The organism is Tateyamaria sp. (genome assembly GCF_039945315.1).
Lineage (GTDB): Bacteria > Pseudomonadota > Alphaproteobacteria > Rhodobacterales > Rhodobacteraceae > Tateyamaria.
In genome coordinates this window covers 35,341-56,922 of record NZ_JBDUXB010000018.1, presented here as the reverse complement: position 1 = coordinate 56,922, position 21,582 = coordinate 35,341, and the positions used below count along the sequence as shown (strand labels likewise).

Here is a 21,582-nt window from a genome sequence, read left to right as displayed (position 1 = left end):
CCCCATGTCAGCGATCATTCTTGCCCGCCCCGTTCTGGACCCAGAAACAGAGATTGCGCGCCTTGCCCACCGTTATGCGTCAGCGGGGGGGCTGGGCATTCAGGTCCTTAACACCCTTGGAACCGGGGCCGACGGTCTGCTGGATCGTTTGCCCGCCCCGGTGCGCAGACAGTTGGATAGTGCGGCGCGCGTTGCCCTGACACAGGCCCTGCGCGCTGCCAGTGGATCGCGTCAGGTGGTGCCGGATCGGGCGCAATGGCTGAATTCGGTTGTCAGCACGGCGATGGGGGCTGCGGGCGGTTTTGGAGGCTTGCCGACGGCCTTGGCCGAACTGCCCGTTACAACGACGCTGTTGTTGCGCGTGATCGAAGGCGTCGCGGTCGAACACGGGTTTGACCCTTCGGCGGAGTCCGTGCGATTTGATTGCGTCCAGGTGTTTTCTGCCGCCGGTCCGCTTGAGCATGACGATGGGGCTGATCTGGCTTTCTTGTCTGCCCGCGTAGCGCTGACGGGTTCGGCCATGCAGGCGATCATTGCCCGTGTGGCCCCCCGTTTGGCCATCGTCATGGGCCAAAAGCTTGCCGCCCAAGCCGTGCCTGTGCTGGGTGCTGTGGCGGGGGCGGCGACGAATTACGCCTATACCAGCTATTACACCGATGTGGCCCACGTGCATTTCGGATTGCGCCGTTTGGCGGTTGAGACGGATCAGCCTCATGAGGCGATGGTGGCCCGCCTTAAGGCTGAGGTGCTGGCACTTAAGTAGAGCTGCCCGAGATGGCGTCTTGTGCCACTGACGTTGCCTTGATGATTGCAAACACGCTCTGACCTTGTTCCAAACCCATTGACGTAACGGCGCGGCCCGTGACCCGCGCCAACAGCGCTTCTCCGCCAGCATCAAGTGCGATTGCGGCCCCGGGGCCGTCGCCTGTGCGGATGGAGGCAATCGTCGCTGGCAGGATGTTTTGCGCGCTAAGCCCTTGCGGCATTTCGAGCGACAAAAGCACGTCTTGGGCCAATACCCGCAATCGCACCTGTGCGCCGATAGGAGCCTGCACACCGAGCAGGTTCAGTGTGCCAGCCGCAACTTGCAGTGTGGACAGGCCGTCAGGCCCGTGGTCAGTGACCCTTGCCTGCAAGACCGCACCTGCCTCTCGGACCCCCAAGAGGGGCACGGCGGTGGGGTCGGCCATCACTTCGAACAAGGGACCGCTGCGCGTAACCTTGCCCTTCGACAAGAGCACCATGTGATCGGCGAGCCGAGCGACCTCTTCTACGGCGTGGCTGACATAGAGGATAGGCACGCCGGTGTCGGATTTGAGCCGGTCGAGATAAGGCAGGATGTCGGATTTGCGCGGCCCGTCGAGCGCGGCAAGTGGTTCGTCCATCAACAGGAGTGCGGGATCAGACAAAAGCGCGCGGCCCAGAGCGACCCGTTGTTTTTCGCCCCCTGACAGGGTGGCGGGGCGGCGAACCAGCAGATCACCAATCCCGAGAAGGTCAACAATGTGCGTACGTCCTTTGGCCCGCGCGCCAAAACGCCCTGCATAGTCCAGATTTTCCGCCACTGTGAGGTGCGGAAACAGCCTTGCATCCTGAAAGACGTAGCCAATCCGCCGTCTGTGCGCGGGCAGGAAGGTCTGCGCGCTGTTAAAGACGGTGTCGTTGAGGGTGATCTGGGCGGCATCAGGGCGCAACAGCCCGGCGATGGCGTTCACGATGGTGGTCTTGCCCGCGCCAGAGCGCCCAAAGAGCGCGGTAACGCCGAGGCCAGCCTCGAACCCGACGTCGAGGTCAAAGCTGTCAAAGCGGTGGGTTATGGCGACCTTGAGGCTCATGTGCCAGCGATCCGTTTTGCCACGCGGCGGGCAAGCCATTCGGACAGCACGACGGCCCCCAACGCGAGCACACAGGCCCACAGGACAAGGGCGATGGCCGCGTTTTCACCACCCGGGACTTGCAGCAATGCGTAAATGGCCGAAGGAAGGGTTTGGGTTTGCCCGGGGATGTTGGCAACAAAGGTGATGGTGGCCCCGAATTCTCCGATCGCCTTGGCAAACCCCATGACGCCCCCCGCAAGGATGCCGGGCGTGATGAGGGGCAGGGTGATCGTGGCGAAGACGGCGACAGGTGGGGCGCCAAGTGTGCGCGCGGCAGCTTCGATTTTGGGGTCTACCGCCTCGATCGCGAGCCGGATGGCGCGCACCATGAGCGGAAAGCCCATGAAGATGGCTGCCAGCACCGCGCCCGTCCAGCGGAAGGCCAGCACAAGCCCGAAGGTTTTTTCGAGAAAGATGCCTGCGGGCCCCGTACGTCCGAACGCGATCAACAAGAGGTAGCCTGTGACCACCGGGGGCAAAACCAGCGGCAGGTGAACGGCGGCGTTGAGGATCGATTTGCCCCAAAAGTCGCGCCGTGCCAGCAGCCATGCGACCCATATGGCCAGCGGCAGGGCAAGCAGCGTGGCCACCACACCAACCAAAAGCGACAGTCTCAGTGCGTCCCAGCCTGCTGGATCAAGGCTCATGGCAGGGCCGTGAAGCCCGCCGCCTCAAACAGGGCGATGCGGGTGATAAGGTGGTCAAGGAAAGCGTCGCCTTCCTGTGTCAGGGCAAGACCGTGATAGAGGATTTTCGGGTGCTGATGTGCCGGGATCGCCCATGCGACGGCCACTTTTGCGCTGGCCTGAGCGTCAGACACGTAAACGATGCCGACAGGCGCCTCTCCGCGCGCCACAAGGGCGAGGGCGGCGCGGACGTTTTCGGTTTCGGCAAGATGAGGGCGCAATGTGTCCCATGCGTTAATGGTCTTGAGCCACGCAGAGGCGTAGATGCCCGCTGGCACAGACATGTGTTGGCCCATGGCGAGCCGACCTGAGCCCAGTGCATCGCGCAGTGTGGTTGCATCCATGGAACCAAATGTTGGCCCACCCAACGGCGTCACGAGCACCAGCTCGTTGGACAAAAGTGGGCGTGGCTGTGTTGGCACATGGCCCTGATCAAACAGCCAGTTTGCCCATGTTTCATTGGCCAGAATGACCACATCAGCCGGAGCACCCAGACTGACTTGGCGGGCCATGGTCCCGCTGCCGCCATAGCTGATCGTGCTGGCCCCATCATAGTCTGCGGCGACTGTGTCGAGGGGGCCTTGCAGGCTGGCAGCGGCAAAGATGCTGAGCGGGCCCGCCCAAAGGCTGGTCGGTGCCCACGCAAGGGCAAGTAAGACTGCCAAGCCTTTGATCCAGATATACGTTTTCATTGCAGGGGCACTATTGGCCAAGGTCTGGGTCGGCTCAAGCCGTAAATACCTATTTGGGCACGTCCCACTGTCATCAAAATGGTAACATAAATGGCATATCTTGTTGGAATCGGAAAGAAATCTGGATATCTGCGCAGATGTAGCATATATTTTTTGAAATTATTGGAGAGTAGGGTCGTGACCGCCCCAATTATCAAACAGTTGCCTTTGTCGTTTGGACAAGCCGACAAGACCGATGTGCGCACCCAGTTTGCAGCACTGTGCTATCGTGTGAAAAACGACAAGATTCAGGTGCTGCTGGTGACATCGCGCGGGTCTGGACGTTGGATTTTGCCCAAAGGCTGGCCGATGGATGGAAAAACACCTGCTGAGAGCGCCGCTCGGGAAGCTTGGGAAGAAGCGGGTGTACATGGCACGCCGGATCCCCGGCCCTTGGGACTGTTTTCCTACAGCAAGGTGCTGGACGATGTTGATTATGACTTGCCTTGTGTGGCCATGGTTTATGGCGTCAAGGTGAAGTCACTGGCAGACGCGTTCCCCGAGGCCGGTCAGCGCACCCGTAAATGGGTGAGCCGCAAGAAAGCGGCGAGCATGGTGGATGAGCCTGAATTGTCTCGTATCTTGCGGGATTTCGACCCACGCGCGCTTTACTAAGTTGCAAAGACGCCCATTGCGCACAGCGCGCACCGGTTTATGTTTAACCGACCATGATCAAGTACACTTTGAAATGCGCCGAAGGGCATGATTTTGAGAGCTGGTTTGCCAGTGCGTCTGCCTTTGACACCTTGCAGTCGTCCGGCCATCTGGCTTGTGTGATCTGTAGGTCTTCCGATGTTGAAAAGGCGATCATGGCCCCGCGTGTCAGCACCTCAAAAGCTGTCGCCGTTGCGCCGTCCGACCCGGTGCCGCAGGCCCCTAGCACAAAAGCGGACGTCGAAGCCACCCTTTCCAAGATGCGGGCTGAGGTGGAAAAGAACGCAACCTATGTGGGCAAGGATTTTGCCAAAGACGCGCGTGATATCCATCTGGGTGATGCACCTGAGCGTCCGATCTGGGGAGAGGCCAATCCAACCGAGGCCAAGGCCCTGATTGACGACGGTGTGCCTGTCGTCCCGCTGCCTTTCATTCCAACCCGTAAGGTCAACTGAACATATGAATATTGTAATCACCGGGGCGACCCGCGGCATTGGTGCCGGGCTGGCCGCTCATTACACGCGCGCTGGGCACAGCGTTGTGGGTACGGGCCGCTCGGCAGGGGCTGATGTGACGCTGGATGTCACGCAACCCAGTGACCACAGCGTACTGGCGCAGCGGTTGGCGGACGTGCCGGTTGATCTGCTGGTATGCAATGCGGGTGTCTATCTGGATCGTGGGGAGACATTGGAGACCGGCTATGCCGCTGATATTTGGGCGCAGACTTTTGCGGCCAATGTGACGGGCGTGTTTTTAACTGTTCAGGCGCTGTTGCCCAATTTGCGCCGCGCAGCGCGGCCAAGAATCGCGATCATTTCGTCCCAGATGGCGTCGCAAACCCGGGCACCTGGGGGCAGTTACATTTACCGGTCCTCCAAGGCTGCTGTCCTGAACCTTGGGCGAAACCTTGCAGCAGATTTGGATGGTGAGGTGGCTGTGGGCATTTATCACCCCGGTTGGGTGCAGACGGACATGGGCGGAGCGTCGGCGGCGATCACGGTGGATCAGTCTGTGGCCGGCCTGGTTGATCGGTTTGAGGCGCTGTCTTTCGACACCTCGGGGTGTTTTGAGACGTGGGACGGGCGGGCGCATCCCTACTGATCCTGCGGACACGCCGTTGGAGTGAAGTCATGTTTTAGGGGCTTTGCCCCGTCGCCGGCGCGACTTCCCGTAGTATCTTTAACCAAGTGAAGGCGCCGTGTTGTCGCCGTTGCCTTGCAACTGGCTCGGGGGGGCGATATGGCCCGGGCGGACTAGAATTTGGGGCACAGCATGCCTGTACTTGTGATGAAATTCGGTGGCACCTCGGTTGCCACGCTGGACCGCATTCGCCGTGCGGCAAAGCGTGTAGGCGTCGAAGTGGCCAAGGGCTACGATGTGATCGTCATCGTGTCGGCCATGTCGGGTAAGACCAATGAACTGGTCGGCTGGGTCAACGAAACGTCGCCTTTGTTTGATGCGCGTGAATATGACGCTGTCGTGTCCTCTGGTGAGAACGTGACAGCTGGATTGATGGCGCTGACGTTGCAGGAAATGGATGTGCCCGCGCGGTCCTGGCAGGGCTGGCAAGTGCCGGTGCGCACGACCTCGGCCCATTCCAGTGCGCGGATCGAAGAGATCCCGCCAGCCAACATCATGGCAAAGTTCAATGAGGGCATGCGCGTTGCAGTTGTCGCAGGTTTTCAGGGTGTGAGCCCCGAAGGGCGCATCACCACATTGGGACGCGGTGGCTCTGACACCACTGCTGTCGCCTTTGCGGCTTCTTTTGGGGCGGAGCGCTGCGACATCTACACGGATGTGGATGGCGTCTATACAACCGATCCGCGCATCACCGATAAGGCCCGCAAGCTGGATCGCATCTCGTTTGAGGAAATGTTGGAACTGGCCTCGTTGGGGGCCAAGGTTTTGCAGACCCGGTCGGTCGAGTTGGCCATGCGCTACAAGGTGCGGTTGCGCGTTCTAAGCAGTTTTGAAGAGCAATCCGATACCGCCGGGACACTGGTGTGTGATGAGGAGGAAATCATGGAAAGCAATGTTGTAGCCGGTGTCGCCTATAGCCGGGATGAGGCCAAAATGACCCTCGTCAGTGTTGCAGATCGCCCCGGCATTGCCGCTTCGATCTTTAGTGCGTTGAGTGTGGGCGGCGTCAATGTCGACATGATCGTACAGAACATCAGCGAAGAGGGTCGCACCGATATGACCTTTTCCTGCCCAACGGATCAGGTCAAACGGGCCGAAAAGGCCATGGATGAGGCGAAGACTGCGGGCGTGATCAACTTTCATGAATTGATTGCGGATACGGACGTCGCCAAGGTCAGTGTCGTGGGGATTGGCATGCGCAGTCACACCGGCGTGGCCGCCAAAATGTTTGAATGCCTGAGCGCAGAGGGCATCAATATCAAGGTCATCACCACCTCGGAAATCAAGATTTCGGTGCTGATTGATCGCAAATACATGGAACTGGCAGTTCAGGCGTTGCACGACGCATTTGAATTGGAAAAGGCGGCATAGCGATTCAACGCCTACGGTGGGTAGGCGTATGAACTGCGCATTCTGCCACCTGTGATGGAATAATGCGACAGCGGGGCACGCTTTGTCGTTTCGCTTTTTGAGGGTCTGTGTTCTAAACTGTTCTCCAAGACTTTGAGGGGCGTGGGCCAATGTCCGAACGGGTGGAAACAGAAAGCCGCAAACTTTTGGGGCGGTTGCGCGATGCCATGGCTGGGGATGACCCTGGGCAGGCGCGTCTGGACAAGATCACCCATTTAATTGCGGACAGTATCGGCACTGAAGTGTGCTCAATCTACCTGTTTCGGGATGAAGAAACACTGGAACTTTGTGCCACTGAGGGTTTGAACCCCGAATCCGTGCACCAAACCCGGATGCGGCTGGGCGAGGGGCTTGTCGGTCGCGTGGCCCGCCGTCGCGAGGTCGTCAACACGGCCAATGCCCCCGCGGCCCGTGGTTTCCGCTATATGCCGGAAACGGGCGAAGAAGTGTTTTCCAGTTTTCTCGGCGTGCCTGTACAACGGCTTGGCGAAGCGCTGGGCGTTCTTGTGGTTCAGTCCAAGGATGCGCGAGAATATTCGGCGGACGAGATTTACGCCCTTGAAGTGGTCGCCATGGTGCTTGCAGAAATGACGGAGCTGGGCGCTTTCGTCGGCGAAGGCAGCGCAATGGGCAAGCGCCACAGCCAACCTGCGATGCTGCGCGGCACGATTGCACAAGAAGGCGTGGCTGAGGGCCATATCTGGCTGCATGAGCCCCGCGTAGTCGTTACCAACCCCATTGCCGACGACCCCCACCGCGAACTAGAGCGGCTGCATGACAGCGTTGAGGAGCTGCGTGTCGGTGTCGACAAAATGCTGGCCCTTGCAAGTGCGGACAAGGAACAGGCCGAGGTGCTTGAGGCCTACCGGATGTTTGCCAATTCCAAAGGGTGGATGCGCCGGATGGAGGAGGATATCGCCAACGGTCTCAGCGCCGAAGCGGCGGTGGAAAAAGAGCAGTCGTTGGCCCGCGCCCGCATGGGCCAGGCGAGCGACAACTATTTGCGCGAGCGTTTGAGCGATCTGGACGATTTGTCCAACCGATTGCTGCGTATTCTTACGGGGCAGGGCAAGGATACGGGCGCAGACATGCCGCCTGATCCGATACTTGTGGCCCGCAATATTGGGCCTGCGGAATTGCTTGATTATGGGCGAGCGCTGAAGGGAATCGTGCTGGAGGCGGGATCTGTCGGGTCTCATGCGGCGATTGTCGCGCGTGCGCTGGCTATTCCGCTGATCGTTCATGCGGACCGCGCCACGCTAGAGGCGCTAAACGGTGACCATGTGCTGGTGGACGGCGAACAGGGGATTGTGCATCTGCGCCCGGATGATCAGGTGGTTTCTGCGTTTCGTGACAAGATGGCAATGCAGGCGGCTGCCGCTGAACGCTATGTCTCCATCCGTGACAAACCTGCAGAAACGTTGTGCGGCGAGGTTATCGCCCTCAACATGAATGCGGGTTTGATGGCCGATTTACCGTCACTTGAAGGGTCGGGGGCCGAAGGGGTTGGCCTTTTTCGGACCGAATTGCAGTTTTTGATCCGCAACCAGATGCCCAAACGCTCGGAGTTGTCTGCGCTTTATGCCCGCGTGCTGGATGCTGCGGGCGGCAAGAAGGTGGTTTTTCGCACCCTCGACATCGGGTCGGACAAGGTGCTGCCATATATGAAGCCAAACGATGAACCCAACCCAGCCCTTGGCTGGCGCGCGATCCGTGTGGGCCTGGACAAGCCTGGCGTTATGTTGATGCAATTGCAGGCCCTGCTGCGTGCAGCAAACGGGCGTCCCTTGACGGTGATGTTTCCGTTTGTGGCGCAGTTTGAGGAATACACCCAAGCCAGCGCCCTGATGGACAAGGCCATTGAGCGCGAGCGCGCGCTGGGAAATGTGCTGCCTGAGGACATTGAAGTGGGGGCCATGCTTGAGACACCAAGCCTTGCTTTTGCGCCGCAGAAATTCTTTGAACAGGTCGGATTTCTGTCGATTGGCGGCAACGATCTGAAGCAGTTTTTCTTTGCGGCCGACCGTGAGAATGAACGTGTGCGTAGGCGCTATGATACGCTGAACGTCTCTTTTCTGAGCTTTATCGAGCGGATCGTGGAACGCTGTGCGATCACGGACACCCCTTTGTCATTCTGCGGCGAAGACGCGGGACGTCCGGTTGAGGCGCTGTGCCTTGCGGCGATTGGCTTGCGCAACCTGTCCATGCGTCCGGCCTCTGTCGGGCCTGTCAAATCCCTGCTGCGTCGGTCCAATCTGGCAGAGGTCCGCAAGGTGATCGCTGATGCGCGCCATCGCGGCGAAATGAACGTCCGTCCGGCGATCATGGAGTACTTGCGACAGCAAGGTTAACTTTTCATTAATTTTAATCTGTTAAGCGAGGCTCTTGAAGCATCGCTGCGTGACAGCCTGTGTGTGGATAACTTTTCATGTACACATTTTCTGCGTGGAATCGGGTGTTACAGTTTGCTATATTCCGTCCTTTATTGGCTATTTTACCCAAAAATTTGTCAAAAAATTTCATTTTATCGACAAATACAGTCTTTTAATCCCACACTGGAAAAACAGATGTCCACAAGCTCTTTTGAGGGCAAAAAAACGCCCATGCCGGAACATGGGCGGTCTGAGAGCGTACCTTTGTGGGCTTGAGCCTAGCGCAGTCGCGCTTCGCTTTGGGCGTCAAAGAACATTGCGCGGGTTGGATCAAAGGTGACTGTGACTTCGGTCCCTTCTTCCATCGCCATGTCGCCCCGGCTTTCCACCACCAACCGTTCGCCTGTTGGCGTGGTTAGATAGTCATAAGCCACACCGCCGAGACGTTCTCGGATGTCGAGTTTGATCGGCGAGGCTTCGGCGTTGAGTTCCATGTCTTGAGGGCGCACCCCGACGATGACGGGGGACCCGGCAGCGGGCAGCGCAACAGATGTCGGGATCACCGCGTCAGACAGTGCGGGCACAGCGACTGCCCCGTCTTGGGCCACTCCGTTCACGAAGTTCATCGCTGGTGAACCGATGAAGCCGGCCACGAACTTGTTGTCGGGGTCCTGATACAGATCCATCGGGCTACCGACCTGTTCAATGTAACCTGCACGCAGCACCACGATCTTGTCGGCCAGTGTCATCGCCTCGACCTGATCGTGGGTAACGTAGATCATGGTGGTACCGAGTTCCTTGTGAAGGCGCGCAATTTCGACCCGCATGTCTACCCGCAGTTCGGCATCAAGGTTCGACAGGGGTTCGTCAAACAGGAACACTTCGGGGCCGCGCACGATGGACCGCCCAATGGCAACCCGCTGACGTTGCCCGCCAGACAAGGCTTTGGGCTTGCGATCAAGGTATTCGTCCAGCTTGAGGATCTTGCTGGCTTCACCCACTTTGCGGTCAATTTCGTCCTTGGGGACGTTGTTCATCTTGAGCCCAAAGCCCATGTTTTCCTTGACCGTCATATGCGGATAGAGCGCGTAGGTCTGGAAAACCATCGCAACGCCTCGCGCGGCCGGGTCTATGTGGGTCACATCCCGTGCACCGATGTTGATTTGGCCGTCAGAGGTTTCTTCAAGCCCGGCGATCATGCGCAAAAGGGTGGACTTGCCGCACCCCGAAGGCCCAACAAAGACGCAGAATTCGCCATCGTCGATGGTCAGGTCCACGCCATGGATCACTTGGGTGGTGCCGTAGCGTTTTATGGCTTTGTTCAGTGTCACACCGGTCATGTGTCTCTCCCCCTTGAATTGAATGTCATTGGCTTGGGAACTGCCAGTTGGCAGCGGCCTGCGCGATGTCGCGCGCAGTTGATTGCAGGTGCGGCGCAAGCTTGGACAGATCGTCCAGTGACTTGCGTGCGGTGGAAGTTGTTACGCTGAGCGCTCCAATGGAGCGGCCCGTTTCAGACAGAATGGGGGCCGCGATACAGATGATGCCAGGTTCGTGCTCTTCCCGGTCATAGGCGATTCCCTCATCGCGAATCGTTTCCAGTTCCGCTGAGAGGCTGTCGGGTGTGGTGTGTGTGTGGGCAGTGTGGGCGAACCACGCTTGCTGGGACAGCGCCGTTTCGCGCGCCTCATCACTCAGAAATGCGATCATCGCCTTGCCTACGCCTGTACAATACCCAGGGCCAACTTTGCCCGCTTGGGAAAACATCTCGATCGGGTCGGCGGCGTTGCGTTTGTCCACGTACAGCACCTGACCGCCGTCGAGTTGTGCAAGGTGGACCGTTTCGCCCAATGCCTCGCTCAGGGCATCGATATGTGGTCGGGCGATAGGTGCGAGCGAGCTTTGCCGCCATGCCGCATGGGCCAATGTTACAAGGCGCAAACCGGGCGCATAGGTCTGGCGATCCACATCATACCGCAGCATTCCGAGATTGGTTAGCGTCTGGACCAATCGGTAGAGCGTCGCCTTGGGATGGGGGGACATCGCGAGCAATTCGGAAAACCGCACAGGCCGTTCAGCCTGCGCCACCAGATCCAGCACCTCAAGTGCTTTGCCGATCGTTCCGTCCCCCGAGCGGGGCGCTGCGCTGTTCATCGTGGTCCTCCCAAACCTGCTCTGCAGGAATCTGTTGACCTGCCGAACATGTCACCGCATAGTTCCAATAGTTGGAATGCAGTTTCACTATGTGGAACTTCCATGAAGAGAGACTTTAAGTCAAAAGAAATCTGACTTTTCGTTTCCGGGCCAATGAGACAAGGTCCGGCACGGGAGAAACGGAACTAAGGGAGGAAACCATGTTCCTGAATGTGAAAACCGCTGTGGCGGCTATTGCCTTGTCTGCTATGGCAGGCGGTGCGTTCGCGCGCGATCTGGTCATCAACTTTGACGACCTCAACCCAGGCCCCAAAAAGGGTTTTGATGATGCTGTCGCTCTTTTCCAAAAGGAAAACCCCGACATCAACGTGATCGTCAACAACAACGACCGCGAAGCGCACAAAACAGCGATCCGCAACTTTTTGACTGCCGATGCGCCTGACGTCACCAGCTGGTATCCCGGCAACCGTATGGCGCCCTTCGTTGACGCTGGCCTGTTCCAGCCCATCGATGATGTGTGGGAAGAAAACGGCTTCAAAGAAGACCTTGCAGCCATCATGCCGACCATGTCGCGTGACGGTAAAATCTGGGGCGTACCTTACAGCTACTACCAGTGGGGCATCTACTACCGCAAAGACATCTTTGACCTGCTGGAACTCGAAGAGCCCCAGACTTGGGACGAGTTGCTGGCGGCTTGTGGCAAGATGAAAGCAAATGGCGTGACACCGTTCACCATCGGGACCAAGTTCCTTTGGACGGCTGCGGGCGTGTTCGACTATCTGAACCTGCGCACCAACGGCTATGACGTGCATAACGACCTGACTGCGGGCAAGATCAAGTACACCGATCCCCGCATCAAGGCGACGTTCACAAACTGGGAAACGCTGATCAACGAATGTGGGTTTGTGGACAACCACGCCTCCATGTCCTGGCAGGACGCCATCGCACCATTCGCCAATGGCGATGCGGCGATGTACGTGATGGGCAATTTTTCGGTTGATGGGTACAAGAACGCAGGTCTGACCGAAGATCAGATCGACTTTATGCCGTTCCCAACCATCGATGCGTCGATCCCCGGTGCCGAAGAGGCGCCTGCGGATGCATTCTTTATCCCGACCAACGCCAAGAACGTCGAAGATGCCAAGAAATTCCTGGCCTTCGTCGCGCGCCCTGATGTGCAGACTCAGTGGAACAAAACCATCGGTCAGCTGCCTATCAACTCCAAGGCCGAGATTTCGGATGACAAGTTCATTCAAGAAGGGTTTGCCCTGCTGAACGGCGCAGCCGGTCTGGCACAATTCTATGACCGTGACGCACCTGCCGAAATGGCCAAAGCGGGCATGGAAGGCTTCCAGGAGTTCATGCTGGACACGTCCAAAATGGACGAGATCCTTGAGCGCCTCGATACGGTTCAGGAAGAAGTCTACAAGTAAGCAACAGGTGGGGCGGGCGATTGCGCCCGCCCCACACTTTTCCTATCAACACATTGTAAGTGCTATATTTTAGCGTTTTCAAAGGGTTGATCTGCGCCCGATCGGGCGACCCCGACACCAGAGCAGGAGTCCGACATGACCCACGCCGTTGCCCCCAATCCCGCTGTTGCAGACCGACCCAGTTGGCTTAAGCGAAACAAGCTGGCTGTCGCCCCGTGGTTTTTCCTGATCCCCGCGCTCATCTTTTTTGCCATCTACGTGGTGATCCCGATTTTTCAGAGCCTGTGGCTGAGCCTTTATGAGTGGAACGGCCTGTACACAGCGGACGGAGAAAGCACGGCCACGTGGGTTGGTTTCCAAAACTACGCCAAGCTGTGGGAAGATCCGAATTTCTGGACCTCGCTGCGCAACAACCTCGCGTGGCTGATCCTTTACATGTTGGCCGTGCCGCTGGGCCTGTTCATTGCGCTGTTCCTGAACCAAACGGTGACGGGCATGCGGTTTTACAAATCGATGTTCTTCTTTCCCTTCGTGATTTCTCAAGTTGTCGTTGGTCTGATCTTTGGCTGGTTCTACAACCCGGATTTTGGGGTTGTCGGCACAGTTTGGAAGGCGATGTTCTGCGAAGAGACGGTCAACATCCTTGGCAATGCGACCTTCACCTGCGCCCGCCCCGTACCGGATATCCTGTCGAGCCCCGAATGGGCGACCTACGGCATCATTGCCGCGGGTCTGTGGCCCCAGATTGCCTATTGCATGATCCTGTACCTGACAGGCCTCAACAACGTGTCCGCTGATCAGATCGAGGCCGCGCGGTTGGACGGGGCGAAGGGTTGGAAGATGCTGTGGTATGTGGTTGTTCCGCAACTCAAGCCTGCCACTTTCATTGCGATTGTGGTGACAGTGATCGGCGCGCTGCGGTCTTTCGATATGATCGCGATCATGACCCAGGGGGGGCCGTTTGGGTCAACCAACGTGCTGTCGCATTACATGTACGAAGTGGCCATTTCCGAATACGGCGAACGCTATGGCTATGGGTCCTCTGTTGCTACTGTTCTGTTCGGTATCATGTTGATCTTCATCAGCTATTTCCTATGGCAGATGTACCAAGACGAAAAGGGGTTGCGCTGATGTTTCCGCGTCCGATTGAACAATCCTCAGCGCCTGTCCGCTATGGTTATCAGGCGTTTTTGCCCGTTGCGCTGATCCTTTGGCTGTTGCCGCTTTTGGCCATTTTCCTGACCTCGATCCGGTCGGCCAAAGATATCAACTCGGGCAACGTGTTTGGCTGGCCGTCCGAGTTTGCGTTGATCGACAATTACACGGCAGTCTTCACCCAATCCGCCGCCGCCCAGTACATGTGGAATTCGGTGCTGATCACCGTGCCCACGGTCGCGATCTCGGTCGCTCTGGCCTGCCTTGCTGGCTATGCGCTGGCAATCTACAAATTCCGGGTCGCGCTGCCGCTGTTCTTTTTGTTCGTGGCCGGTAACTTTATCCCGTTTCAGATCCTGATGGTCCCGGTGCGGGATATGTCTGTGCAGACGGGTCTTTATGACACCATCGCGGGTCAGTTCCTGTTCCATGCGGCTTTCCAGACAGGCTTTTGTACGCTTTTTATGCGCAATTTTATCAAGGCGTTGCCCTTTGATTTGGTCGAATCCGCGCGGATCGAGGGCATCGCGGAGTGGAAGATTTTCTGGTATGTGATCCTGCCACTTGTGCGCCCTGCGATTGCGGCGCTGGCGGTGCTAATCTTTACGTTCGTCTGGAACGACTTTTTCTGGGCCAACGTGCTGACCCAAGGCGAGGCGGCCAAGCCGATCACCGCCGGAGTGCGTGCGTTGAACGGGCAATTTGTGAACAACTGGCATCTGGTGTCTGCGGCGTCCCTGTTGGCGGCGATCCCACCAGTTGCGTGCTTCTTCCTGATGCAGAAGCACTTCATTTCAGGCCTGACCATGGGTGCCGTGAAGTGAGCGCATGCTGGCGGCTGGACGATGGGCGCCAGACACTGGTCTTGGGGTCCGATCGTGGCCGGTTGGCGGAGGTCGTCTATTGGGGGCCAAGCCTGCCGGAGAGCGAAGACCTAGCCACCCTCTATGAGGCCTATTCGCTTGATGTGACGGGCGGCATGCTTGACGTGAACCCAGAGCTGAGCATCTGCCCCGAGGCGACACGGTCCTTTCCCGGCCAGCCGGGGCTGATAATTCGCAATGGCGACGGCACACCGTTTCTGCCCAAGTTCTGTCTTGAGCGGGCGGATGTGGGCGAAAATGTTCTGATCCTGACCTACATGGATCAGTCCCGTGTGCTGACCTACCGCGCCCGCTTTGCCATTGATCCGGTAATGCACATCATCGAAGCGAGTGCTGAACTGGAAGCCGATCACCCGATGCATCTGCATTGGTTGGCAGCACCCGTATTTCCGGCCCCGCAGCTCAGTGACGAGATGATCGATTTTGCCGGGCGCTGGTGTGGCGAGTTTCAGATGAATCGCACGCCGTGGTCTCCCGGCATTCGCTATCGCGAGAACCGCACTGGGCGTACAGGGCATGAGCACTTTCCGGGGCTGATTGCACCGGTGCGCGGCGCAAGCAACGCGACGGGGCAGGCCTATGCGTTCCATTATGGCTGGTCGGGCGGGCACCGCATGGTGGCCGAAGAACTGCCTGATGGCCGTCGCCAGGTCCAGTTTGGACATGCCGCACGGATGGAAGGGCATGCGCAAACCCACTTTGCCACAGGCAAGCTCTATGCAGTGTTCTCAGATGATGGGCTCAATGGGTGCGCGGTCGCATTCCAACGCCATCTGCGCGACCGTGTGGTCACGTTCCCTCGGCCCGACGCACCGCGTCCTGTGCATTACAATTGTTGGGAGGCAGTCTATTTTAACCACAATCTCAGTGAGTTGAAGGACATCGCAGAACGTGCCGTAGCACTGGGGGCTGAACGCTTTGTGCTGGATGACGGTTGGTTTGGCAGCCGGGATGATGACACCCAGGCGCTGAGCGACTGGGAAGTTGATCCTCGGAAGTACCCTGATGGTCTCACGCCTCTGATCGATCACGTCAAAGGTCTTGGTATGACCTTCGGCATCTGGTTCGAACCAGAGATGATCAACCCGAATTCCGACATCTTCCGCGCCCATCCCGATTGGGCGCTTGGCGGCGAGGATCAGATCATGGGGCGTCAGCAAATGGCGCTGGATATGGCCCGGCCAGATGTGCAGTCGTTCCTGTTTTCACGCATCAGCGACATCCTGTCACGCCATGACATTGAATACATCAAATGGGACCACAATCGCGTTTTGCCCATGCCGGATGCTGCGCAGACACGGGGGTCTTATGCGCTGCTGGATCGGTTGCGCCGTGAGTTTCCGCATGTGGAGATTGAAAGCTGCGCCTCGGGCGGGGGTCGGATTGACTTCGGCATCATGGAGCGCACACAGCGCGTTTGGCTGAGCGACAGCAATGATGCGGTCGAGCGACTGCGCATCCAGCACAACGCCTCAATCTTCCTGCCGATGGCCGTCACTGGCAGCCATGTAGGACCGCGTACGTGTCACACATCAGGTCGCACGCTGGATATCCGGTTCCGCGCTTGGGTTGCCGCACAGCGCCATATGGGGTTCGAGATGGACCCGCGCGAGTTGACGGAAGAAGAGGCCGACGTTCTGCGCGACGTCACCGCCTGGTGGAAGGCCAATCGCGACTGGATGTATGGCGCCGACATTTTGCGATTGGACAGTGCCGACCCGGCCGTGATGGCCGAACAACACCTAGAAGAGGGGGGCGGGCAGTTTGTTGTCTTTGCGGGCAAGGCCGCGACATCTGACCAAATCGCGCCGCGCCCCTTGCGCCTGACGCGCCTGAGTCCTGAGGCGAAGTACCGTGTCGAGTTGATCAATCGTGCTGATGTCGGCCACTTGTCGCGCGGGGCGAATGCGCTGAAAGCGGGGCCCTTTGTGGTGAGCGGCGCCTATTTGATGTACCATGGCCTCACGCTGCCGTGGAGTTTTCCTGAACGAATGTGGGTGATCAAAGGCGATCTGGCCTGAGCCTTGCATGAGAGAGAGTATCGAGATGAAAGAGACAGTCACATTCCACGATCTTGCGGGCGCTTCAGTGTTCATCACCGGGGGCGGGTCCGGTATCGGGGCCTCGCTGACCGAAGGGTTTCTGGAACAGGGGGCGAAGGTCGCATTTGTTCAACGTTCGGACGCAACTGCCTTTTGCGACGAGATGGAAGAGAAGTATGGCAACCGCCCGCTGTTCATGCCCTGTGACATAACGGATGATGCAGCACTCAAAGCGTGCATTGCCCAAGCCGCCGAGGCGCACGGAACGGTGACGACGCTGGTGAACAATGCCGCCAATGACAAACGTCACACCACGGCAGAGGTCGACAGCGATTTCTTTGACTGGATGATTGCGATCAACCTCAAGGCTTATTTCTTTGCCTGTCAGGCGGTTACGCCCGGCATGCAGGCCGCTGGTGGCGGGTCGATCATCAATTTTTCCTCGATCAGTTACATGATGGGGAATGCAGGCTATCCGCTTTATACAGGCGCCAATTCGGCGATCAACGGCATGACCCGCAGCCTCGCGCGCGAGTTTGGCCCAGATAAGATCCGTGTGAACGCGCTGGCCCCGGGGTGGGTGCTGACGCAGAAACAACTGGATATGTGGGCCACGCCCGAGGGGTTAGAGGCCCATATGGAACGCCAGTGCCTCAAGGAACATCTGGAGCCGCGCGATATTGTTGGGGCGGTTTTGTTCATGGCCTCAGACGCAAGCCGTATGATGACGGGACAGGCGGTTGTGGTTGATGGCGGCGTGGCGGTGACGGGCTGATGAGTGGAGCGTCGTGGATTGCGGTTGATTGGGGCACGTCGCATCTGCGCGCGTGGTTGATGCGCGGGGATGGAACCGTCGTGGAACGACGGCAGTCAGATGCGGGCATGGGTGCGTTGGACCGGTCGGATTTTGAACCCGCCTTGCGCGCACTTGTTGGTGACGCGCTGCCGGCGCCGGTGCTTGCCTGTGGCATGGTGGGATCGCGTCAGGGCTGGGCCGAGGCGCCCTATGCGACGGCCCCGTGTTCTCCGCCCGGTGCAGGTGAGGCGGTGCAGGTGCCGGGTGTTGATGTCCGCATTTTGCCGGGTGTGAAACAGACCAAACCGGCAGACGTGATGCGTGGGGAAGAGACGCAGATCGCAGGATATCTGGCGACGAACCCCGGTTTTGACGGAGTTATCTGCCTGCCCGGCACGCACACTAAATGGGTCCATATCAGCGCCGGCGAGATCGTGAGTTTTCGCACAGCGATGACTGGCGAGATGTTTGCGCTGCTCTCTACACAGTCGGTCTTGCGCCACTCGGTGGGCAAGGGGTGGGACGCGGCAAGCTTTGCCTCTGGTGTAAGTCAGGCGTTGTCGCGCCCCGAAGGGTTGGCTGCGTCCCTGTTTTCGCTCAGGGCCGAAGGGCTGTTGGACGGATTGAACCCGGATGCGGCGCGTGCGCGTTTGTCGGGGCTGCTGATCGGTGCGGAACTGGCGGCGATGCGTCCCTATTGGTTGGGCCAGCAAGTGGCGTTGATTGGGGCCGAGTCCCTGTCGCGCGCCTATGCTGACGCGCTAGCCATGCAATCGGTGCCGTGCCACAGCGCGGGCGTCGAGGACATGACATTGGCAGGCCTGACCGCCGCCTGGACCCAGATTTATGGAGAGGCCGCATGAGCCGAGAGATTATTGCCATCCTGCGTGGGATCACCCCGGATGAAGCGGGGCCCGTGGCCGATGCGCTGGTCGAGGCCGGGATCACCCGGATCGAAGTACCGCTGAACTCCCCGCAACCCTTTGACAGCATTTCGAAAATGTTGCTGTCGCATGGCGGCGATGCGATGATTGGGGCGGGCACGGTTCTGGATGTGCGCGATGTCGAAAAGCTCTACAAAATGGGCGCGCATATGGTCGTGTCTCCGGACGCAAATGCCTCCATCATCGTGGCGACAAAACAGGCGGGAATGCTGTCGTTTCCCGGCGTGATGACGCCAACCGAGTGTTTTGCTGCGTTGCAGGCCGGGGCGGACGGACTGAAACTTTTTCCTGCATCACTGTTGGGTGTTGAGGGGCTGAAGGCCATCGGCGCCGTGCTGCCCAAAGGCACCAAGACCTATGCGGTCGGGGGTGTTGGGCCTGCGGATTTTGCCGACTGGTTTGCCGCCGGGATCACCGGGTTTGGCATCGGGTCGGCCCTTTACAAGCCGGGCATGTCGGTAGCGGATGTCGCCGCACGCGCGGCAGATATGGTTGCGGCATACGACGCGAGGGTCTGATGGACGTCTTTGCCACGCATCCGTGCCGTCTGGGCGAAGGCCCGCTTTGGCATCCAACACGCAAAGCGCTGTTCTGGTTCGATATTTTGGACAACACCCTTCATTGTAAGGGCGCTACCCGCCACAGCTGGTCTTTTGACGAATATGTTTCGGCCGCCGGTTGGGTGGATGATGACACGCTGCTGATCGCCTCTGCCAGCGGGTTGTGGCGGTTTGATATTTCCAGCGGAGCGCGCGAATTGATTGTGCCTCTTGAGGCAGATGATCCATTGACCCGCTCTAACGATGGCCGTGCAGACCCACAGGGTGGGTTCTGGATCGGTACGATGGGCATAAAGGCCGAGGCCCATGCGGGCGCGATTTATCGCTATTACCGGGGGGAGCTGCGCCAGTTGTTTGACCGGATCACGATTTCCAATGCGATCTGTTTTGCACCAGATGGCGGCACAGCCTATTTTGCGGATACGTTTTCGCAACGCATTCAAAAGGTTGCGCTGGATACCGACGGCTGGCCAAAGGGAGAGCCTGAGGTGTTTGTTGACTTGCGCGCTGACGGTCTGAATCCGGACGGTGCCGTTGTCGACGCGGACGGCAACCTGTGGAACGCGCAGTGGGGTGCCGGGCGTGTGGCGTGTTACGGCGCTGATGGCGTTTTCAAACGGAGCATCTTGTTGCCAGCGTCGCAAGCCACCTGTCCGGCGTTTGGCGGGCCAGATGGCACAACACTGTTCGTCACCACTGCCGCGAACGGTGTGGACGAGGGGCAGGGCGGCATGACCTTTTCCATTGATGCGGGCGTTATGGGCCAGCAAGAACATCAGGTGATCTTATGAAACGCACGCTTGGCGTTTGTTACTACCCCGAACACTGGCCCGAAGCGCAGTGGGCAGAAGACGCCGCGCGTATGGCCACCCTTGGCCTGACATGGGTGCGCATCGGCGAATTCGCATGGAAACGGATGGAGCCGGTTGAGGGTGCTTATGACTTTGATTGGCTGGACCGCGCAATCGAGACCCTCGGGGCGGCAGGACTGAAGGTTGTACTGGGCACCCCCACCGCGACACCGCCTGCGTGGGTTGTGGCCAAGCATCCGGACATGCTGCCGGTGGATGCGGATGGCCGTGTGCGTGGCTACGGATCGCGCCGCCACTACTGCTTTTCCCACAGCGGGTACTTGGAAGAATGCCGCAGGATCGTCGCGCAACTTTCTGAACGTTATGGAAAAAACCCATATATTGCAGCATGGCAAACGGACAATGAGTATAGCTGTCATGATACAACGCTTAGCTATTCAGAGTGTGCAAAGCGGGCGTTTCAGGATTGGTTGCGTGTGCAGTTTCCGGGCCCTGCATCTTATCGCGGCAATGACGGTGACATCGACGCACTGAATGCGGCGTGGGGCAATGTATTTTGGTCGATGGACTATGATGATTTTGACCAGATCGGCCTGCCGAACCTGACCGTGACTGAGGTAAATCCAGCCCACGCCCATGCATTTCGTCGTTTTTCTTCGGATCAGGTCGTGGCGTTCAACCGCGCGCAGGTGGACATCATCCGCGCCTGTTCGGACGCGCCGATCGCCCACAACTACATGGGCCGGACCACCGATTTTGATCATTTCAAGGTCGGGGCGGATCTCGATATCGCATCCTGGGACAGTTACCCGTTGGGGTTCCTCGAAGATCGGTCTGGCATGTCTGATGGACACAAGCGCGCCTATGCGCGGCAGGGTGATCCGGATTTTCAGGCCTTTCATCATGACCTTTACCGTGCAGTCGGCAAAGACGGGCGCTGGTGGGTGATGGAGCAGCAACCGGGGCCGGTGAACTGGGCGCCTTACAACCCCGCGCCTTTGCCCGGCATGGTCCGCCTGTGGACATGGGAGGCGTTTGCCCATGGGGCTGAAGCGGTGTGTTACTTTCGCTGGCGGCAGGCCTCCTTTGCGCAAGAGCAGATGCATGCGGGCCTGCTGCGCCCTGATTCAGTTGAGGCTGAAGCCTTTGGCGAGGCCGCGCAGGTAATGGAAGAATTAGCACAATCGCCGGATGTCAGTCCGGCCCAAGCCCCCGTGGCCATCATGTTTGACTACGATGCCGATGCGATGTGGACGGTACAGCCCCACGGGGCAGATCTGAGCTACTTTGGGCTCGTGTTTGACTGGTACCGCGCCTGTCGCAAGTTGGGTCTGTCGGTGGACATCCTGCCGCCGACCACGCGCGACTTTGAGGGCTACGCCCTCGTTCTGGCGCCGGGCATGATGCATATGCCCGACGACCTGAAATCGGCACTCGGCCAAGCAAAGGCAGAAGTGATATTGGGCCCGCGCAGCGCGGCGCGCGATACACATTTCTGCATACCGACACCCTTGCCGCCCGCGTGGCCGGGCGGTGATCTGGTGGTGTCACGTGTCCAGTCGATCCGTCCGGATATGCCCATTGATATCGATGGAGGCGGGCAAGTGATCGGGTACTTTGAGCAGACCACAGGCGGTGGCGAAGTAGTCCTTCAAACCGTGGATGGCGCACCTGCGGCGGTGCGATGCGATGCGGGTGTGACCTATGTTGCGGGTTGGGGGGATGATGCGATGCATCAACGTGTAATCCGCGCGACTGCACCCAACCTCGCCGTGCGCGAAATGCCCGACGGGGTGCGGCGGCGCACGACCGACTCAGAAGTTTTTTGGTTTAACTACTCGACTAAAGATGTTGAAATTGATAGAGAAAACATTCCTCCCTCTGGGGTTTTACGTCACAACATCTAAACCAATTGTGGGATCGTGCCACCTG

At 58.7% G+C, this 21,582-nt stretch carries 20 protein-coding genes; 15 read left to right on the top strand and 5 right to left on the bottom strand.

What is annotated here, in order from left to right; translation table 11 throughout:
- Positions 1–4 precede the first annotated feature (4 nt).
- The gene (locus ABJD00_RS04715) at positions 5–763 is read left to right on the top strand and encodes an EcsC family protein (protein ID WP_413829894.1); all 759 of its coding nucleotides are present in this window, start codon (positions 5–7) and stop codon (positions 761–763) included.
- Here the strand turns inward: ABJD00_RS04715 and modC are convergent.
- The 3 genes from modC to modA are packed head-to-tail and all read right to left on the bottom strand — an operon-like array spanning position 756 to position 3,255.
- Positions 756–1,835, bottom strand: coding sequence for a molybdenum ABC transporter ATP-binding protein (modC, locus tag ABJD00_RS04710; protein WP_413829892.1), 1,080 nt, complete (start codon positions 1,833–1,835; stop codon positions 756–758). The two genes, ABJD00_RS04715 and modC, sit on opposite strands and share 8 nt — an antisense overlap.
- Positions 1,832–2,524: a molybdate ABC transporter permease subunit gene (gene modB / locus ABJD00_RS04705; RefSeq protein WP_413829890.1), complete on the bottom strand. Its 693-nt coding sequence runs from the start codon at positions 2,522–2,524 to the stop codon at positions 1,832–1,834. Before modB ends, modC begins: the two co-directional genes overlap by 4 nt.
- On the bottom strand, positions 2,521–3,255 hold the full coding sequence (gene modA, locus ABJD00_RS04700; protein ID WP_413829888.1) for a molybdate ABC transporter substrate-binding protein: 735 nt from the start codon (positions 3,253–3,255) through the stop codon (positions 2,521–2,523). Before modA ends, modB begins: the two co-directional genes overlap by 4 nt.
- A 177-nt stretch (positions 3,256–3,432) precedes the next feature.
- On the opposite strand from modA, the gene ABJD00_RS04695 reads away from it, so the two are divergent.
- The 5 genes from ABJD00_RS04695 to ptsP all read left to right on the top strand — a co-directional run bounded on the left by ABJD00_RS04695 (position 3,433) and on the right by ptsP (position 8,849).
- Positions 3,433–3,909, top strand: coding sequence for an NUDIX hydrolase (locus ABJD00_RS04695; protein WP_413829886.1), 477 nt, complete (start codon positions 3,433–3,435; stop codon positions 3,907–3,909).
- Positions 3,910–3,962: 53 nt separating this feature from the next.
- Positions 3,963–4,403, top strand: coding sequence for a DUF1178 family protein (locus ABJD00_RS04690; RefSeq protein WP_413829884.1), 441 nt, complete (start codon positions 3,963–3,965; stop codon positions 4,401–4,403).
- A 4-nt stretch (positions 4,404–4,407) separates the two neighbouring features.
- The gene (locus ABJD00_RS04685) at positions 4,408–5,049 is read left to right on the top strand and encodes an SDR family NAD(P)-dependent oxidoreductase (protein WP_413829882.1); all 642 of its coding nucleotides are present in this window, start codon (positions 4,408–4,410) and stop codon (positions 5,047–5,049) included.
- A gap of 171 nt (positions 5,050–5,220) precedes the next feature.
- Positions 5,221–6,459, top strand: coding sequence for an aspartate kinase (locus ABJD00_RS04680; protein ID WP_413829880.1), 1,239 nt, complete (start codon positions 5,221–5,223; stop codon positions 6,457–6,459).
- A gap of 149 nt (positions 6,460–6,608) precedes the next feature.
- On the top strand, positions 6,609–8,849 hold the full coding sequence (gene ptsP, locus ABJD00_RS04675) for a phosphoenolpyruvate--protein phosphotransferase (RefSeq protein ID WP_413829878.1): 2,241 nt from the start codon (positions 6,609–6,611) through the stop codon (positions 8,847–8,849).
- Positions 8,850–9,148: 299 nt separating this feature from the next.
- On the opposite strand, the gene ABJD00_RS04670 is transcribed toward ptsP, so the two are convergent.
- Positions 9,149–10,210, bottom strand: coding sequence for an ABC transporter ATP-binding protein (locus ABJD00_RS04670; protein WP_413829876.1), 1,062 nt, complete (start codon positions 10,208–10,210; stop codon positions 9,149–9,151).
- 25 nt (positions 10,211–10,235) lie between these two features.
- The gene (locus tag ABJD00_RS04665; protein WP_413829874.1) at positions 10,236–11,024 is read right to left on the bottom strand and encodes an IclR family transcriptional regulator; all 789 of its coding nucleotides are present in this window, start codon (positions 11,022–11,024) and stop codon (positions 10,236–10,238) included.
- 200 nt (positions 11,025–11,224) lie between these two features.
- Here ABJD00_RS04665 and ABJD00_RS04660 point away from each other — a divergent pair, with 200 nt between their 5' ends.
- The 9 genes from ABJD00_RS04660 to ABJD00_RS04620 all read left to right on the top strand — a co-directional run bounded on the left by ABJD00_RS04660 (position 11,225) and on the right by ABJD00_RS04620 (position 21,557).
- Positions 11,225–12,457: an ABC transporter substrate-binding protein gene (locus ABJD00_RS04660; RefSeq protein ID WP_413829872.1), complete on the top strand. Its 1,233-nt coding sequence runs from the start codon at positions 11,225–11,227 to the stop codon at positions 12,455–12,457.
- Between the two features lie 135 nt (positions 12,458–12,592).
- Positions 12,593–13,588 (top strand): carbohydrate ABC transporter permease, encoded by a 996-nt coding sequence (locus ABJD00_RS04655; protein WP_413829870.1) that lies wholly within the window; start codon positions 12,593–12,595, stop codon positions 13,586–13,588.
- Complete coding sequence (locus tag ABJD00_RS04650) at positions 13,588–14,436, top strand: carbohydrate ABC transporter permease (protein WP_108838273.1); 849 nt, start codon at positions 13,588–13,590, stop codon at positions 14,434–14,436. The genes ABJD00_RS04655 and ABJD00_RS04650 overlap by 1 nt, the downstream gene beginning before the upstream one ends.
- Entirely contained in the window at positions 14,433–16,517 is a 2,085-nt protein-coding gene (locus ABJD00_RS04645; RefSeq protein WP_413829867.1) for an alpha-galactosidase, read from the top strand. Before ABJD00_RS04650 ends, ABJD00_RS04645 begins: the two co-directional genes overlap by 4 nt.
- Positions 16,518–16,542: 25 nt before the next feature.
- Positions 16,543–17,313, top strand: a complete 771-nt coding sequence (locus ABJD00_RS04640; protein WP_413829865.1) for an SDR family NAD(P)-dependent oxidoreductase — start codon at positions 16,543–16,545, stop codon at positions 17,311–17,313.
- Positions 17,313–18,197, top strand: coding sequence for a 2-dehydro-3-deoxygalactonokinase (locus ABJD00_RS04635; RefSeq protein ID WP_413829863.1), 885 nt, complete (start codon positions 17,313–17,315; stop codon positions 18,195–18,197). The genes ABJD00_RS04640 and ABJD00_RS04635 overlap by 1 nt, the downstream gene beginning before the upstream one ends.
- Positions 18,194–18,796, top strand: a complete 603-nt coding sequence (locus ABJD00_RS04630; RefSeq protein WP_413829861.1) for a 2-dehydro-3-deoxy-6-phosphogalactonate aldolase — start codon at positions 18,194–18,196, stop codon at positions 18,794–18,796. Before ABJD00_RS04635 ends, ABJD00_RS04630 begins: the two co-directional genes overlap by 4 nt.
- Positions 18,796–19,629, top strand: coding sequence for an SMP-30/gluconolactonase/LRE family protein (locus ABJD00_RS04625; RefSeq protein ID WP_413829859.1), 834 nt, complete (start codon positions 18,796–18,798; stop codon positions 19,627–19,629). The genes ABJD00_RS04630 and ABJD00_RS04625 overlap by 1 nt, the downstream gene beginning before the upstream one ends.
- Positions 19,626–21,557: a beta-galactosidase gene (locus ABJD00_RS04620; protein ID WP_413829857.1), complete on the top strand. Its 1,932-nt coding sequence runs from the start codon at positions 19,626–19,628 to the stop codon at positions 21,555–21,557. Before ABJD00_RS04625 ends, ABJD00_RS04620 begins: the two co-directional genes overlap by 4 nt.
- Positions 21,558–21,582: the final 25 nt, after the last annotated feature.

What these genes read in the sequence shown, in the direction of transcription:
- ABJD00_RS04715 (WP_413829894.1), top strand. Translation starts at nt 5, where the DNA reads ATGTCAGCGATCATTCTTGCCCGCCCCGTTCTGGACCCAGAAACAGAG.
- modC (WP_413829892.1), bottom strand. Translation starts at nt 1,835, where the DNA reads ATGAGCCTCAAGGTCGCCATAACCCACCGCTTTGACAGCTTTGACCTC.
- modB (WP_413829890.1), bottom strand. Translation starts at nt 2,524, where the DNA reads ATGAGCCTTGATCCAGCAGGCTGGGACGCACTGAGACTGTCGCTTTTG.
- modA (WP_413829888.1), bottom strand. Translation starts at nt 3,255, where the DNA reads ATGAAAACGTATATCTGGATCAAAGGCTTGGCAGTCTTACTTGCCCTT.
- ABJD00_RS04690 (WP_413829884.1), top strand. Translation starts at nt 3,963, where the DNA reads ATGATCAAGTACACTTTGAAATGCGCCGAAGGGCATGATTTTGAGAGC.
- ABJD00_RS04685 (WP_413829882.1), top strand. Translation starts at nt 4,408, where the DNA reads ATGAATATTGTAATCACCGGGGCGACCCGCGGCATTGGTGCCGGGCTG.
- ABJD00_RS04680 (WP_413829880.1), top strand. Translation starts at nt 5,221, where the DNA reads ATGCCTGTACTTGTGATGAAATTCGGTGGCACCTCGGTTGCCACGCTG.
- ptsP (WP_413829878.1), top strand. Translation starts at nt 6,609, where the DNA reads ATGTCCGAACGGGTGGAAACAGAAAGCCGCAAACTTTTGGGGCGGTTG.
- ABJD00_RS04670 (WP_413829876.1), bottom strand. Translation starts at nt 10,210, where the DNA reads ATGACCGGTGTGACACTGAACAAAGCCATAAAACGCTACGGCACCACC.
- ABJD00_RS04665 (WP_413829874.1), bottom strand. Translation starts at nt 11,024, where the DNA reads ATGAACAGCGCAGCGCCCCGCTCGGGGGACGGAACGATCGGCAAAGCA.
- ABJD00_RS04660 (WP_413829872.1), top strand. Translation starts at nt 11,225, where the DNA reads ATGTTCCTGAATGTGAAAACCGCTGTGGCGGCTATTGCCTTGTCTGCT.
- ABJD00_RS04655 (WP_413829870.1), top strand. Translation starts at nt 12,593, where the DNA reads ATGACCCACGCCGTTGCCCCCAATCCCGCTGTTGCAGACCGACCCAGT.
- ABJD00_RS04650 (WP_108838273.1), top strand. Translation starts at nt 13,588, where the DNA reads ATGTTTCCGCGTCCGATTGAACAATCCTCAGCGCCTGTCCGCTATGGT.
- ABJD00_RS04640 (WP_413829865.1), top strand. Translation starts at nt 16,543, where the DNA reads ATGAAAGAGACAGTCACATTCCACGATCTTGCGGGCGCTTCAGTGTTC.
- ABJD00_RS04635 (WP_413829863.1), top strand. Translation starts at nt 17,313, where the DNA reads ATGAGTGGAGCGTCGTGGATTGCGGTTGATTGGGGCACGTCGCATCTG.
- ABJD00_RS04630 (WP_413829861.1), top strand. Translation starts at nt 18,194, where the DNA reads ATGAGCCGAGAGATTATTGCCATCCTGCGTGGGATCACCCCGGATGAA.
- ABJD00_RS04625 (WP_413829859.1), top strand. Translation starts at nt 18,796, where the DNA reads ATGGACGTCTTTGCCACGCATCCGTGCCGTCTGGGCGAAGGCCCGCTT.
- ABJD00_RS04620 (WP_413829857.1), top strand. Translation starts at nt 19,626, where the DNA reads ATGAAACGCACGCTTGGCGTTTGTTACTACCCCGAACACTGGCCCGAA.